Genomic DNA, 14,820 nt, shown 5'->3' with positions numbered 1-14,820 from the left:
CTAGCCTTCACATTTTTTCAGCTTTAAAAGAAACCAACTTTATTCCCTTGTAACTCTTGCGCTAAATTATAGGCTTGATGATCTGAAAACTTAGAGATGATATCGAGTACTTGCATAATATTGTCATAATGCGACATACCAAAATGTGCTCCTGAACGATGCAAAATAGACATCAATCGTTGCTCTTTAAAGCTCAAAGTTTTATTGGGTGTGGTCAGTGGAATAAAGGCATCCAAAATATTTTGCAAACTTTGGTGTGCAATAATTTCCAAACCTGCCTTATGCGGATGTTCAAAGATTTTATCACGAGCCAGTTCTTTTGCACGGTTAATCCCGATTTCAATATCTTCACTGCAATATTGCAATAAACTGCCTTTAAGTTGGCCAGACAAAATTTCATTATGATGACGTGCAAAAGCTGTCGTTACTTCTTCAACCAAACGCTTCATCACACGGCCACGCAAAGCGGCAATTTTCTGCTGCCATGTGGTATCCGTCATTGCAAGTTCGGCAGGAATACCATAATCACCAATCAGGTCAAGGAAAATTGGCTCAACTTCGTTATAACTCAACATATTGAGAATAATGCCATCTTCCAAATCAATCAGGGCATAGCACATATCATCCGCTGCTTCTAATAAATAAGTCAGAGGATGACGGCAATAATGATATTCACCGAGTTGAATTAAGCCGAGTTGTTCTGCAATTTGCTGCAAGATGTCTTTTTCGGCTTGGTAACAGCCAAACTTGGCACGCTGACTGGCAGGCGTATTTCCTTGTGATGCAATGGTTTTGGATAGCCATGGGTACTTTAAGTAAGCCCCTAAGGTTGCGTAAGTTAGGCGCATACCACCATCATTCGGGTGATAGTCAATTTTAGTCAGTAAACGTAAGCCTTGTGCATTACCTTCAAACTGACGAACATCGGCTTCTTCTTCTGGGCTTAAATCTTTTAAAAAGTCTGTATGTGATGCATCATCAAACCATTCGCGAATGGCATATTCACCAGCATGCCCAAAAGGCGGGTTGCCAATATCATGTGCTAAACAAGCGGCTTGAATAATCGCGCCAACATCGGCAGGCGAAATCCACATTGGCAATTCATCTTTAATTTTTTCCGCAGCCAACATGCCGAGTGAACGCCCGATACAAGACACTTCAAGTGAATGCGTAAGTCGGGTGTGAATACCATCGTGTTGAGTTAAAGGATGAACTTGGGTCTTGCGATTAAGCTGTCGAAAACTCTGCGAAAATATAATGCGGTCATAGTCTTTATGAAAAGGGCTACGTGCCTGTTCAGAACTGTGTTTATTGCTACCAATACGAACTGTAGAAAGAAGTTCAAGCCAACGCATTTGAGTCATTTATCATTATTCAATTATTACTTGAATTGAATAATGCCAAACTTAGCAGAAAAGCACTAGTCTGGGGCGACACAACTTGTCTTAAAAGATGTATGAGTGATTTGCCTTAATGAAATGCAAAACAAAACAGAAATTTAAAAATGGGCTGTTAGTATAGATGGGCAAATTTTACCTTTTATGCCATTTTTTAATTTTTAATGAGAATAATTTAAATGTATAGAAAACAATTTCTTCCTACGTTGACTGCACTAAGTTTGGGCGTGACATTTTTTTTTTGTCAGGTTGTACAAGTTTCAATACAGAAAAAAATATAACGAAAGTGCAGCCAAACCAAAATGCTGCTGCATCAGAAAATAGCATGATGCATCATTTACAAACATTTGAAGAAATTGCTGAACAAAATGGTGGCAATCGTGCAGTAGGTACAGCAGGTGGATTGGCTTCCGCACAATATATTCTTGAACAAGCCAAGAAAGCAGGCTTGCACGCGCAAATGTTGCCATTTGAAAATCGAGAAAAGACCGTTGGGCAAAATATTGTGATTGAGATTGAAGGGCAATCCAAAGATACCGCTGTGATTGTCGGCGCGCACTATGATTCGGTGAAAATGGGGCCTGGGATTAATGATAATGCTTCAGGCGTTGCAGTATTGTTAGCATTATTACAAGACTATGCGAAGCAAAAGGTAAAACCTAAACACACACTATATCTTGCCTTTTGGGATTCGGAAGAGGTTGGTATTGCAGGTTCACAAGCTTTTGTGAAATCACTCAGTGAGAAACAGCTTCAAGGCATTCAAGCCTATATCAATGTTGATATGGTGGGAACAAAGAATCCGAATATCATGATTGCCGATGGTGACCATTCATCAATTGCAGAAATGGCGGCACAGTTTAAAGCCAATGGACTTGCACAAAGTGATTATCAGCCAATCTTAGACAGCATGAGCCAATTACCTAAGCACCCGCAGGATGCTGCATTAGAAGAAAGAATGCGTCAATATTTTAAAACCAATAATATTCAGATTAAAGATGATGTAACGACTTTAACAGCAAGCGATACTTTGCCATTTTTAGGGAAAGTTCCCGTTACTTCACTAATTTTATTTAATGAGCAAATGAAAGGTGATGAACTCGAATTTGCACCGTGCTACCACAAGGCTTGCGATACGATTGATGGTGTAGATGTAAACTCACTGAACTTAGCCCTTAATGTAATTCAACATCTATTGTCAGATTTGAATAAATAAAATGTTTCAATTTCAAATTTGAAATGATTTTAGTCTTTTATGAATTTCAGGTTTAAATCTCACACATTTAGACCTGAAATTCATTTTCAAATATGGTTTTAAAGCTTGATTAAAAAGTGAGTTGTTGTTGAAAAATAAAACATTTTTCTAGTTTGAATATTATTCTTAGGATGAAATGAAAAATTCAGATAATTTTGTGTTAATCTGTGCGACTAAATTCAATTTTATTATTTAAAAATAAAAGCATTATTGCCTAAACTTCCCGATATAAGCACTACAATTTCACTTTCACATCTAGCTGATTTAACTAATACACAGTAGAATATGCGCTCTCTCAAGTCACATTGTGGCATGGTCTTTTCGATCATCCCGTGGAGCCAAAATCAGCATGTTTATCGTTGCCGGTGCACCTGCACATTCTTCATTTAAGAAAACTCAACTATTATCACGTTTAACGTCAATTAGTTCTGTTCAATCAATTGAAAGTCAATGGGTTTACCTTTTTGACCAAGCGCTCAACGAGCAACAACAGCAATCCGCTTTACAGCTTCTCAACGATGGTCAATCTTTTGAATTGCACCAAGCAGCAAGTGACGAAGTCCAAATTTTAGTGACGCCACGTGTTGGAACCATCTCTCCGTGGTCGTCTAAGGCAACAGACATTTTTGCCAACTGTAATACACCGGTTCATCGCCTTGAACGCGGTGTTTTGTTTACTTTGAAGGGCGTAAATGCTGTTTCAGATGAAGTAAAACTAGCATTACATGACCGCATGACCGAAAGTGTTTTCAATGCTATTGAAGATGCTGCGGCACTTTTCTCTGAAACTGAACCAAAGCCTTTAAACTCAATTGATATTTTGGGTCAAGGTAAAGAGGCGTTGGTGAAAGCTAACTCTGAATTTGGTTTTGCGCTTTCTGATGAAGAAATCGATTATTTAACCGATGCATTCACAAAAATGGGTCGCAACCCGCATGACATCGAATTGATGATGTTTGCCCAAGCGAACTCAGAGCATTGCCGTCACAAAATTTTCGGTTCTGAATGGACAATTGATGGTGAAGTTCAACCATTGTCATTGTTCCAAATGATTAAAAACACCTATAAAGAATCACCTACAGATGTATTGTCGGCATATAAAGACAACGCTTCTGTAATAGTTGGTTTTGACACACAGCGTTTTTATCCAAAACAAGACGCTGAAACAGGTCACCACGTTTATAAATACAAGAGTCAAGCCGCTCACATCTTGATGAAAGTGGAAACGCATAACCATCCTACAGCGATTGCACCATTTGCTGGTGCAGCAACAGGTTCGGGCGGTGAAATCCGTGACGAAGGCGCAACAGGTCGTGGTGGTAAGCCAAAAGCAGGCTTAACAGGTTTTACCGTATCTAACTTGAATATTCCAGGCTTTGAACAGCCTTGGGAAGAAAACTACGGCAAACCATCTCGTATGGCATCTCCACTTCAAATTATGATTGAAGGCCCATTGGGCGGTGCAGCCTTTAACAACGAATTTGGTCGTCCTGCGTTAAATGGTTACTTCCGTACATTTGAACAAAATGTAAATGGTGATGTAAAAGGCTTCCATAAGCCAATTATGATTGCCGGTGGTTACGGTAACATCCGTCCTGACCATGTAGAAAAAGATGCAATCCAACCGGGCGATCTTTTAATCGTACTTGGCGGTCCTGCAATGTTGATCGGCTTAGGTGGCGGTGCAGCGTCTTCTGTAGACAGCGGTAAGCTGGGTGAAAACCTAGACTTCGCATCTGTACAGCGTGAAAACCCAGAAATGGAACGCCGTTGCCAAGAAGTGATTGATGCTTGCTGGCGCATGGAAGACCATAACCCAATCGTATCTGTACATGATGTTGGTGCGGGCGGTATCTCAAATGCAATGCCTGAACTGGTAAATGACCACGAATTGGGTGCGGTACTCGATCTACGTAAAATTCCATCATTGGAAAAAGGCATGTCTCCAATGGAGATTTGGTCGAACGAAGCGCAAGAACGTTATGTACTGGCCATTCGTCCAAGTTCTTTAGAATTGTTCGAATCGCTTTGTGCACGTGAGCGTTGTCCGTTTGCGGTATTGGGTGAAGCGACTGAAGCGCGCCATTTAACCGTTGAAGATCCATTGTTTGAAAACAAAGCTGTGGATATGCCAATGCAAGTGATGCTTGGTGGTACACCACGCATGAGCCGTTCATATGAAACAATTGAACGTAAAGGCGATGATTTTGATGCTGCTAAAGTAACAGATCTTAAAGATGCGATTTACCGCGTTTTGAAAAATCCAACTGTTGCGTCTAAATCGTTCTTAATTACTATTGGTGACCGTTCTATTACAGGTATGGTTGCACGGGATCAGTTTGTAGGTCGTTGGCAAGTACCTGTAGCTGATGCTGCAGTGACAACAACAAGCCTTGTCGGTTACACAGGTGAAGCAATGGCAATGGGTGAACGTCCACCCGTTGCGTTGTTAAATCCTGCTGCCTCAGCGCGTTTATCGGTTGCTGAATCTATTTCAAACATCATGTCTGCAAAAATCGACCAGATTAGTGATATTAAATTGTCGGCAAACTGGATGGCGGCTGCAGGTCAAAAAGGTGAAGACCAAGCATTATTCGAAGGCGTAAAAGCCATCGGTATGGAAATGTGTCCTGCACTAGGTATCGCAATTCCAGTAGGTAAAGACTCATTGTCTATGCGTACCACTTGGAATGACGAAGGCGAAGACAAATCTGTCACTTCACCAATGTCAGGCGTGATCACAGCATTTGCACCTGTGACGGATGTTCGCAAAACATTGACACCTGAACTTAAAAATATCGAGTCTGTACTTGTACGTATCGATCTTTCTAAAGGTCAGTTCCGTCTAGGCGGTTCGATCTTGGCTCAGGTGTATAAAGCCATTGGTTCGGTTACGCCGGATGTAGATAGCTTCGATGACTTCAAAGCATTCTTTGCATTGGTTCAAGACTGGAACAACCGTGGCTTAATTAAAGCGTATCACGACATTGGCGATGGTGGCTTGGTTGCAACTGTTGCAGAAATGATGTTTGCTTCGCGCTTAGGTGTGGCTTTAGAAGATCAATCCGTTGAATCATTATTTGCAGAAGAAATTGGTGCAGTTCTTCAAATCAGCAAAGCGGATTGGGCTGCATTAGAAGCTGAAGTCGCTGCATCATCAATTAAAGATGCAATTGCAGTAGTAGGTACTGTAAACGATACAGATACTTTAACTGTAAATGGTTTGAGCTTAGACCGTGCTGAATTACAGCAAGCATGGACTGAAGTGTCACATCAAATCCAACGTCTGCGTGATAACGTAGAAACTGCGGATCAAGAATATGCGTTAATCGCTGACAAATCACATGCAGGTTTAATTGCAAAACCAACATTTGATTTGAACGAGCCTATCGAAGCACCGTACATCAATGAACGCCGTCCAAACATGGTGATTCTGCGTGAACAAGGTGTCAATGGTCATGTAGAGATGGCTGCTGCATTCGACAAAGTCGGCTTCAACACTGTAGACGTACACATGAGCGACTTGCTTGCTGGTCGTATCAGTCTTGATGACTTTGAAGGTTTAGTAGCGTGTGGCGGTTTCTCTTACGGTGACGTATTGGGCGCAGGCGGCGGCTGGGCGAAATCTGTATTGTTTAACCCGAAACTTCGTGACCAATTTGAGAAATTCTTCAACCGTGACGAAACATTCTCTCTAGGTATATGTAACGGTTGTCAAATGCTGTCTCAGCTTGCTCCACTTATTCCGGGTGCAGAAGCTTGGCCTCGCTTCCACCGCAATACTTCTGAAATGTTTGAAGCGCGTGCTGTAAACGTACGTGTAGAAAAATCAAATTCTGTATTGCTTGAAGGTATGGAAGGTTCGATTCTTCCAATCGCTGTTGCACATGGTGAAGGCCGTGTGGTTGCTAGTGCAGAGAACATTGCTGCATTGAATGCAGGTGATCAAGTGATCTTGCGTTATGTAGACAGCCAAGGCAATCCAACACAGCACTACCCATTGAACCCGAACGGTTCACCAGAAGCGATTTCTGGTGTGACTTCGAAAGATGGCCGTGCAACAATTATGATGCCACACCCTGAACGTAACTTCCGAGCGATTCAGCATTCTTGGAAGCCTGAAGATTGGGATCAAGACGGTGCTTGGTTACGTATGTTCCGTAATGCACGTAAATTTATTGGTTAATTGACCATAGATTTAAAAAGCCACCTGCGGGTGGCTTTTTTATGTCTTTAATTTATCTTGTTTTAATATTCACGTTTTAGAAGAGCTGTTTCACTTTATATTAAGATATGGCTGATAACATTTATTACACTCTACCTTATGCAGAAAATAATGATAAAGATGATGACATTATCTCTTGTTGGCTTATTGGCAGGCTGCGAGTGGTATATGTGGCGAGAAAATTTGAATCGGATTGATACTGCCAAAGAAATAGGGCAGTTACCGAAACTCAATCGTGATCTAGACTTAAAAGGTCCAGACCTGAATCAAAATGGCATTCGTGATGATGTAGATGAGTATATTATGCGGACTTTTCATCAGCCTGAACAACGTAAGGCAGTTCAACAATATGCCTTTCAGTCACAAGCTGTATTGTTGGTGGATAAAACTGACATGATTCGTGTACGAAGATTAAATTTTGAAGTCGCACGTGCGATTTCTTGTATCTACGATGTATTTCCGCACGAGAATCAAGTCTCATCGAATGTTGTGAAAAGCATTGGGGCTGTCACTAGCAATACCAAACATCGCTTTCGTGAAAAGTTGGCTTTTTCTAAAGCCTTAGATGGTACGTCTATGACCATGCCAAGAGACAATTATTGTGATAAATAACGATTGAAAACAATTGCTAAAATTTACCTTATGGAAAAATTTAAAAACATTGGTTAAGATGCCTCATTATTATGCCACCTATTTGGTGGTTTTTTGTGTCTGCAATTTTTGCAGTCTCCCATACTGAACTTGGTTTAGATTTTGCTTTTATATTTGTGGAAACATGCTAGTGTGTATTTTATGCACAATAACTATGCAAGATTAAAGACAGCAAGATAAAAGAAAGATGGATAACTAAACGCGTTCAGTATCAACACTCATGATGAGGTGATGACATGATTAAAATAGTGGAATATTCGGCAGTTGATAAGTCAGCATTGCGTAAAAAGGGCTGGAAGATTTTTGGTGTAATTGTGTGTTTACAGCTAGTGTTTTTAGTTTTGGGTTATGCGTTGCAGATGTAATATTTAAAACCGCCGTGGGGCGGTTTTTTATGTAAACTAATGCATAATTAAAAAACTGCAAAAATTAATAATGAGCTTTAAACAATTTGTATTATTAAAAGATATAAAAATATTTTTACTTTTAGGCTTTATGTTTCCGTCAACATTGCTAAGTGGGTGCTTTCCTATTTTAAAAACGAAGCATCCGAAAATTAATATAACTGTTATCAATGAGCAAAATGAAAAGTTGGACGATGCAGAAGTATTTTTAAATCTTACAACATGGCAAGGCAAGTCTTTTACTGAATCTACATTTAAAAAAACACAGGACGGAATTGCTACATTTTCTGCAAAGAAAAGTTTGCAATTTATTCATATATTCCCAGCAAAATATAGTTGGTCGATTTGTGTTTATAAAAATGGATATAGTCAAAATAGTTTTGTACCAAAAGGTTCAAATCATCGAACACAAAATTTAGTATTGTTGTTAGATAAAGCTGAAAAAGGTGTAGAAAAACAACAACATTGTAGGAAAGAAAAATCCTAAAATATTGAATTAATAAAACCACCCGAAGGTGGTTTTATTGATTAAACAGCCAATTGAATCTGTTTTAACACAGCCTTTAACGTATTTTCATAATCAAAAGCAGCATTTGTACTGTCTTGATATCGCCATGCCACATAACCATCTGGACGAACCAAAACTGCACCTGATTCATGAATTTCAGATTTAGCATTCCAAGTACCATATACATCACGATACTCACGTGAACCAACTTGAATCACATCCAAATAAGGCAAATCCAAAGCTTCGGCAGCTTGCTTCCAGCCTTTGCCAGACAAGCCCGTAATTAAGGTAAAACGACCTTTGCCTGTGATGTCTAAAGTTGAAATTTTTTGGCCTTTGGTATTAATCAACCATGTATGCGGTACTTTAGCACCTGGACGTGTGGTCGCTTGTAAGTACAGTTGTTGATCTTTTTCAAATACTTCAGGTTCAGATTCACCCATCACTGCATTGGACGTATAACGCTGATTTAGCTCTACACCTTGCGCGTTAAACTCAAAGTTTTTAATTTCTAAAGCATGGAACAGTTTTTGACGAATTTCAGCACCTTGCTCATTTTCAGCGAAGATTCGTTCCAACATTTGTTTTTGCGTCGTCACACCTTGTTCAAAGCCGAAAACATCTTTCATGTATTTATAGTCAAAGCGTGATTGATTGGCACGCGCGACAATTTGCTTGCCAACAGGTGCACGTTCAAGCGTATATGAATCAAGTAGCGATGGTAGTGACCAACCTTTAACTGCGTATGCAAGTTTCCAACCGAGGTTAAAAGCATCTTGCATACAGGTATTTGAGCCTAAACCACTTGATGGTGGATGACGATGTACCGCATCACCACCGCAGAATACACGCCCTTTTGAATATTCAGTTGCCCATGTTTGGTTTACATACCAATAGGATAATTTTTGAATTTCAACATCTTCAACTTCAGCACCGACAAAGGTATTGAGTCGAGCACGAACTTGTTCTTCGGTGACTTGTGGTTCACCTTTGGAAATATCAAAGCCCCAACCCATGATCCATTCATTCCACGGTGTAATGGCACGGAGTAAGCCCATGCCCAGATCACCAAAGCTGGCTTCAGGATTGACAATCCATTGCAAAATGGCAGGGCGGTGTTGCACATATTTGGAAAGATCAGCTTTAAACGTGACATAGACTGTACCTGCGCGAGACATCACCCCTTCAAGGGGTAAATCAAGCTGTTCAAGGACTTTGGATTTTGCCCCATCCATACCGACCAAATATTTGGCACGTAAGCTGAATTCAGTATTTGTAATACGATTTAAAAAGGTTGCTGTTACACCATGCTCATCTTGCACATGGGATAAATATTCAGTATTGAAATTATATATTGCGCCACGTTCAGCAGCATTTTTAACTAATAATGCTTCCATTTTGGGCTGAATTAAATCTACTAAAGGGCAAGGGCTACCTTTGATGTAATCACCGTGACGTTCATCACCTGTACCCCAAGCACTGAGGCGTGCAATTTCTTCACCAACTAAACTGGTAGTTACGAGACTTTCACCCATCTGCTCCCATGGAGTAGCAATTTCTAGAACTTGTTTTTCAATACCTAAATCACGTAACACTTCCATAGCACGCTGATTGGTAATATGCGCACGTGGACTGTTGGCTAACCAATTAAATTGAGTACAAAGTTGAACTTTTACGGCATAATTTGCCAAAGCTAAGCCCAAAGTTGAGCCCGCAGGTCCCGTACCAATGACTAATACATCGGTATCATACGCTTGTGTCATACTTGACTCCGTTTTTTAAGTCCAATTCAGTCTTTGACTGGTGCTTATTGAAGTCTAAGTAAGCAGTTTAGTGAATGAAATATGTATTGGTTTTAAGTCTAGATGTATATAAATTTTCTCTACATACTAAGGATGATTGAGAGAATCGAGTGAATAGGTTTTGAGATGGAACTGCGTCATTTACGTTATTTTTTAACGGTTGCTGAAGAGCAAAGTTTTACCAAAGCCGCAGAAAAACTGTTTACGGCTCAACCATCGCTTAGCCAACAAATTAAGGACTTAGAACAAGAAGTTGGCGTAACTTTATTTGAACGTTCAGCACGTAAAGTTACTTTGACCGATGAAGGACAGGCTTTTCAATTTCATGCGCAGCAAGCATTAGAGAGTAGTAAATTAGCAGTCGCTGCGGCGAGACAAGTTGCACAGCAAAAAAATAATCAAATTCATATCGGCTTTTTAAATGTCGCTGAAATTAAACTGATGCCAACTATTTTGGCGCAACTTAAAAGCACTATTCCTGATATAAAAATTCATCTGCATAGTTTGACCTGCTTAGAGCAAATTCAAGCGCTGAAAAATGCGGAATTGGATATCACCTTTACCCGCTATGAACTACAGCATTCAGATTATGAAAATATTCATTTGATGAGCGAGCAAATTTATATGGTAGCTTTAGAGAGCTTACATCCCTCAGTTCGTCCATTAAAATTACAAGAATTGAAAAATCATACGGTGATTATGTGTGAGAAAAATGCTTCTCCAGTCTTTTATGAAAAGTTAAATGCTCTGATTGCATTTCATCAACTTAGGCATGATCAAATGCTATGGGTGACTAATGTTATGCAGCATCTCAATTTAATTAATATGGGGATGGGTTTTAGTTTTGTCCCAGAATATTTATTAAAATTCTTAAGTCCTCAGGTTAAGATTATTCAAACAGATATAGTGCTGCCGCAGCTTGGCTTATATGCTAGTTTTGCAAAAAATTCTAAAAATATTGCACTGAATTTAATTAGCAATGCTTTAAAGCAAGATCATGCAGTGATAGAGAATATACATGCTTAAACTGATTTATTACGTTCCAGAATCTCACCTTGATGCAACAAAACTTGCGGTATTTGAAGCCGGTGCGGGTGGTATAGGTAATTATGAGCACTGTGCATGGCAGGTTTTAGGCACAGGGCAATTTAAGCCGGTAAAAGGTGCGAGTCCATTCATTGGTGAGTTGGATACTTTAGAGCGTATTCCTGAATGGCGGGTGGAAACTATTGTTCCAGAAGATCGAGCGAGTCATGTCGCGAGAGCTTTAAAGGTGAGTCACCCTTATGAGGAGCCTGCTTTTGAGTTTATTCAAATGGTGAATATAACTTTCTAAAATATAAGGGTGTAGCGGTGTCTTGTTATTACACATTTACTTGTGGGAATAACCTTCGGTTCGACCTACTTTTCTTTCGGGAAAAGTAGGCAAAACCATTGTCATCAGCAGAACTCGTTACATTCCGTCATGTGATTAATAACATCGCAAAAACGATATTTATTGAATCGAGTCCTGCCTCATACAGCTGCTGATGACATTTTCGCGTCTCAAATTACTGCTATACATTATAGAATTTGAATTAAACCTTCTGAATAAATAACTCACGGTCAAAACGATACTGAGGAAAGAACACGCCATCTGCTGCTCGTTCACCAGCACCAATTACCATCACAGGATATTGCTGATGATTCAGTCCGAGTATTTTATTCACCATTGGCTCATCAAAACCTTCCATCATACAGCTATCAAAACCATAGGCACGTAAAGCTAAAACTAAGTTTTCGCATGCTAACGCTGTGGTTTTACTTGCCCATAATTTCGCATCGGCTTCATTAAAGGCAGTCACAGGTAATTGTTTATCGAGTGTGCGTGCAACTTTGAAAGCTACTTTCTTAAAGTTACCTAGTGAGTTGAAGTAACCGGTTTTATAGTTATAGGGAATGAACTTGTAATATTTTAGAACAGCGGCAGGGGCTTCAGGAAATGGAAATTCAGAAATATTACGTTTTGCCATTTCATCAACACGGTCAGTACGTGCGACACAAACAATCAATTCCGCTGCTGTTTTTGCTGCAAGTTGACCTAAGCATGCTTTAACCAATTGCTTTTTCTTGGCAGGATTTTGTACAACATAAAAAGTCCAAGGCTGTAAATTTGATGAGTTTGGCGCGAGTAAAGCTAAATCTAAACATTCATCCAATATTGCGCTTGGAATGGCTTTATCAGTAAATTTACGTACTGAGCGGCGGCTTTGAACGACTTTCTTAAAGTTTTCAACATCTATACCTTCGGGGGCAGGTTCAAAGTAGCGTTTCTTTTCAGTTTTTGTTTGTTCAGTCATAGTTTTATCTTCACGAAAGTGTTGAAATTTTAATGGGGATTAAAAATAAAAAAACCACTTCACTGGTTGAGTGAAATGGTCTTCTTCTCAATCTAAAAATTTAATTAAATTGAGAAAAATCTGGTTTACGCTTTTGCATAAAGGCTGCAACAGCTTCCATCATTTCTGGAGAGCCTACTCGATCCATGAAAATTTCAGCTTCATGGTCAATCCATGCCACGATTTCATCAACATTGTGCTTCATTAAAGCTTTAGATTGCACTAAAGATGCCAGTGGCAAAGCAGATAATTGTGCTGCTTTTTTGGCAGCAGTTGCATAGACATCATCTTCAATACTATTGATTAAGTTGGCAGAAAGGGCTGTTGTACTATCAAATTTTTGTGCTGTGAGCAGTAATTCGGCAGCTTTATGATATCCAGCTTGTTCAACCAAAAGCTTGCTTGACGCACCTTCTGGTGACAGGCCAAGGCTTACAAATGGAATTTGGAATAATGCTGTATTGTCGCTATACACCAAATCACAATGCAAAAGAATCGTTACACCAATCCCAATTGCCACACCGCGAACAGCAGCAATGAGTGGCTTAGAAAATTTGGCAGCAGATTTAAGTAAAATGAATGGTGCGCCTTGTGAAGCAGGTGCTTGACCTTTTTGCGCAGCAGATTTCATGAAATCTTGCATGTCGTTACCGGCACTAAAATCGGCATCTGCACCACGTAAAATGACAACACGCACAGTTTTATCTTGATCTGCTTCATCTAAAGCTTTGGCAATCCACAGATACAACTCTGTATACAGCGCATTTTTTGCTTGAGGACGGTTAATGGCTAAGGTCAGTACGCCATTGTCCAAATTCGCATTCAAATGTTCATGGGGTTGTTGAATACAGCTCAGTGTCATCGTACTATCCTTGCTTAATAGTTTCATTTTGATTTTATGCCCGACATTATGTCGCATATTTCACTTGGCGGCACAACTGCTCAGTTCATAAAAAGTTTGATTTGTTATGAAATATTCATTTGATTATTTGGTTTTCATTGGGCGCTTTCAGCCCTTTCATTTTGCACATTTAGAAACCATTAAAATTGCGTTAGAGCAAAGTCAAAATGTGTTATTGGCATTAGGATCTGCTCAGAATGAAAGAAATTTAAAGAATCCTTTTCTTGCAACTGAACGTGAAGAAATGATCTTGTCGAATTTCTCAGAACAAGATCAAAAGCGAATTAAGTTTGTCCATGTTATTGATGTCTATAACAGTGAGAAATGGCAAAAATTAGTCAAAACTCTTGTTGCAGATGTCGTGGAAGAGGGCGCTAAAGTTGGACTTATTGGACATTTTAAAGATGAGTCTTCGTATTATTTAAATCTCTTCCCTGAATGGCCGATGGTCGAATTAGAAAGTTTAGCAGGTGCGATATCAGCGACACCTTTAAGAGAAGCTTTTTACCGTGGTGAGATTTTACCTGATGCATTTCCTGGTGGGACAATCGCGTTTTTACAAACCTTTCAACGCACCGACATTTATAAACAACTTCAACACAAATTTTTGACTCAGGATAAAACTAACCTGATTTAAAAGCCGTTACTATGCTTATGTCCCTCATAACGCAACGAGGTGATCTAAAAAAAGAAGACTTATAATAGGAGTAGATGATGTGGCAGCGCATGGAAAACTCGGCAAAGCGATTAACCAAATATTTTACAGCATTCTTATGCTTAGCCATGTGTTCGCAACTTTATGCGACAAACTGGACACTGACGCCAAGTAGCCAAATTAGTTTTGGCATTAAGTCAGTAGGTTTGTCTATAGTGGAGGGGCGTTTTAACCAAGTTCAATCGCAACTTGTTTTTGATCCTGAATTGCCGCAACGTGGATTGGCAACTTTGGTCTTGGATGTCGATAGTTTAAGTTTGAGTAAGCCGAGCCTAAAAGGGTTGATTTTAGGCAGTGAGTTTTTTGATGCAGCCGAATTCAAGCAGGTCACATTTAAAAGTACATCGATCAAACCTATTGCTTATGCAAAATATCAGATCTATGGCAACCTCACATTACGTGGTGTGACTAAGCCTGTGATATTTGATACGACCTTAACGCCTACAGCGAACAATGCAAAATTACTGGATGTACGTGCGACAACAACCATCAACCGTAGCGATTTTGGCATGCGTAAAGCATTGGGTGGTGTAGGTGAGCAGGTCACAATTCAACTCAAAGGGCAATGGAAACCAGCTCAATAA

The 14,820-nt window shown here is 39.7% G+C and carries 13 protein-coding genes; 9 read left to right on the top strand and 4 right to left on the bottom strand.

The window, feature by feature from the left end:
• Positions 1–23 precede the first annotated feature (23 nt).
• Positions 24–1,364, bottom strand: coding sequence for a deoxyguanosinetriphosphate triphosphohydrolase (locus A9J31_RS10365; protein ID WP_067765238.1), 1,341 nt, complete (start codon positions 1,362–1,364; stop codon positions 24–26).
• A 358-nt stretch (positions 1,365–1,722) separates the two neighbouring features.
• Here A9J31_RS10365 and A9J31_RS10360 point away from each other — a divergent pair, with 358 nt between their 5' ends.
• The 5 genes from A9J31_RS10360 (at position 1,723) to A9J31_RS10345 (ending at position 8,419) form a co-directional block, all read left to right on the top strand.
• Positions 1,723–2,613: a M20/M25/M40 family metallo-hydrolase gene (locus A9J31_RS10360; RefSeq protein ID WP_081410319.1), complete on the top strand. Its 891-nt coding sequence runs from the start codon at positions 1,723–1,725 to the stop codon at positions 2,611–2,613.
• A gap of 388 nt (positions 2,614–3,001) precedes the next feature.
• Complete coding sequence (purL, locus tag A9J31_RS10355; RefSeq protein ID WP_067765232.1) at positions 3,002–6,838, top strand: phosphoribosylformylglycinamidine synthase; 3,837 nt, start codon at positions 3,002–3,004, stop codon at positions 6,836–6,838.
• A gap of 162 nt (positions 6,839–7,000) precedes the next feature.
• A complete protein-coding gene (locus A9J31_RS15885) occupies positions 7,001–7,489 on the top strand; it encodes a hypothetical protein (RefSeq protein ID WP_245668226.1) in 489 nt (162 codons plus the stop codon).
• Positions 7,490–7,764: 275 nt separating this feature from the next.
• Positions 7,765–7,893, top strand: coding sequence for a KGW motif small protein (locus A9J31_RS15910; RefSeq protein WP_252513551.1), 129 nt, complete (start codon positions 7,765–7,767; stop codon positions 7,891–7,893).
• A 70-nt stretch (positions 7,894–7,963) separates the two neighbouring features.
• On the top strand, positions 7,964–8,419 hold the full coding sequence (locus A9J31_RS10345) for a hypothetical protein (RefSeq protein ID WP_067765226.1): 456 nt from the start codon (positions 7,964–7,966) through the stop codon (positions 8,417–8,419).
• Positions 8,420–8,460: 41 nt separating this feature from the next.
• On the opposite strand, the gene A9J31_RS10340 is transcribed toward A9J31_RS10345, so the two are convergent.
• Positions 8,461–10,203, bottom strand: a complete 1,743-nt coding sequence (locus tag A9J31_RS10340; RefSeq protein ID WP_067765224.1) for an FAD-dependent monooxygenase — start codon at positions 10,201–10,203, stop codon at positions 8,461–8,463.
• A 165-nt stretch (positions 10,204–10,368) separates the two neighbouring features.
• Between A9J31_RS10340 and A9J31_RS10335 the strand changes: the two genes are divergently transcribed.
• Positions 10,369–11,268, top strand: coding sequence for a LysR family transcriptional regulator (locus A9J31_RS10335; RefSeq protein WP_067765221.1), 900 nt, complete (start codon positions 10,369–10,371; stop codon positions 11,266–11,268).
• Complete coding sequence (locus tag A9J31_RS10330; protein WP_067765218.1) at positions 11,261–11,578, top strand: YqfO family protein; 318 nt, start codon at positions 11,261–11,263, stop codon at positions 11,576–11,578. Before A9J31_RS10335 ends, A9J31_RS10330 begins: the two co-directional genes overlap by 8 nt.
• A gap of 241 nt (positions 11,579–11,819) precedes the next feature.
• Here A9J31_RS10330 and A9J31_RS10325 read toward each other — a convergent pair whose 3' ends face one another.
• Positions 11,820–12,581 (bottom strand): nitroreductase family protein, encoded by a 762-nt coding sequence (locus A9J31_RS10325; protein ID WP_067765216.1) that lies wholly within the window; start codon positions 12,579–12,581, stop codon positions 11,820–11,822.
• A 100-nt stretch (positions 12,582–12,681) separates the two neighbouring features.
• Positions 12,682–13,482: an enoyl-CoA hydratase-related protein gene (locus A9J31_RS10320; RefSeq protein ID WP_067765214.1), complete on the bottom strand. Its 801-nt coding sequence runs from the start codon at positions 13,480–13,482 to the stop codon at positions 12,682–12,684.
• A gap of 106 nt (positions 13,483–13,588) precedes the next feature.
• On the opposite strand from A9J31_RS10320, the gene A9J31_RS10315 reads away from it, so the two are divergent.
• Positions 13,589–14,158 (top strand): nicotinate-nicotinamide nucleotide adenylyltransferase, encoded by a 570-nt coding sequence (locus A9J31_RS10315; protein ID WP_067765211.1) that lies wholly within the window; start codon positions 13,589–13,591, stop codon positions 14,156–14,158.
• Between the two features lie 89 nt (positions 14,159–14,247).
• Positions 14,248–14,820: a YceI family protein gene (locus A9J31_RS10310; RefSeq protein ID WP_067765749.1), complete on the top strand. Its 573-nt coding sequence runs from the start codon at positions 14,248–14,250 to the stop codon at positions 14,818–14,820.

The organism is Acinetobacter gandensis, from assembly GCF_001678755.1.
GTDB classification, from domain to species: Bacteria; Pseudomonadota; Gammaproteobacteria; order Pseudomonadales; family Moraxellaceae; genus Acinetobacter; species Acinetobacter gandensis.
Note: the sequence above shows the minus strand (reverse complement) of the source record. Positions and strands in the feature narration are given on the sequence as shown.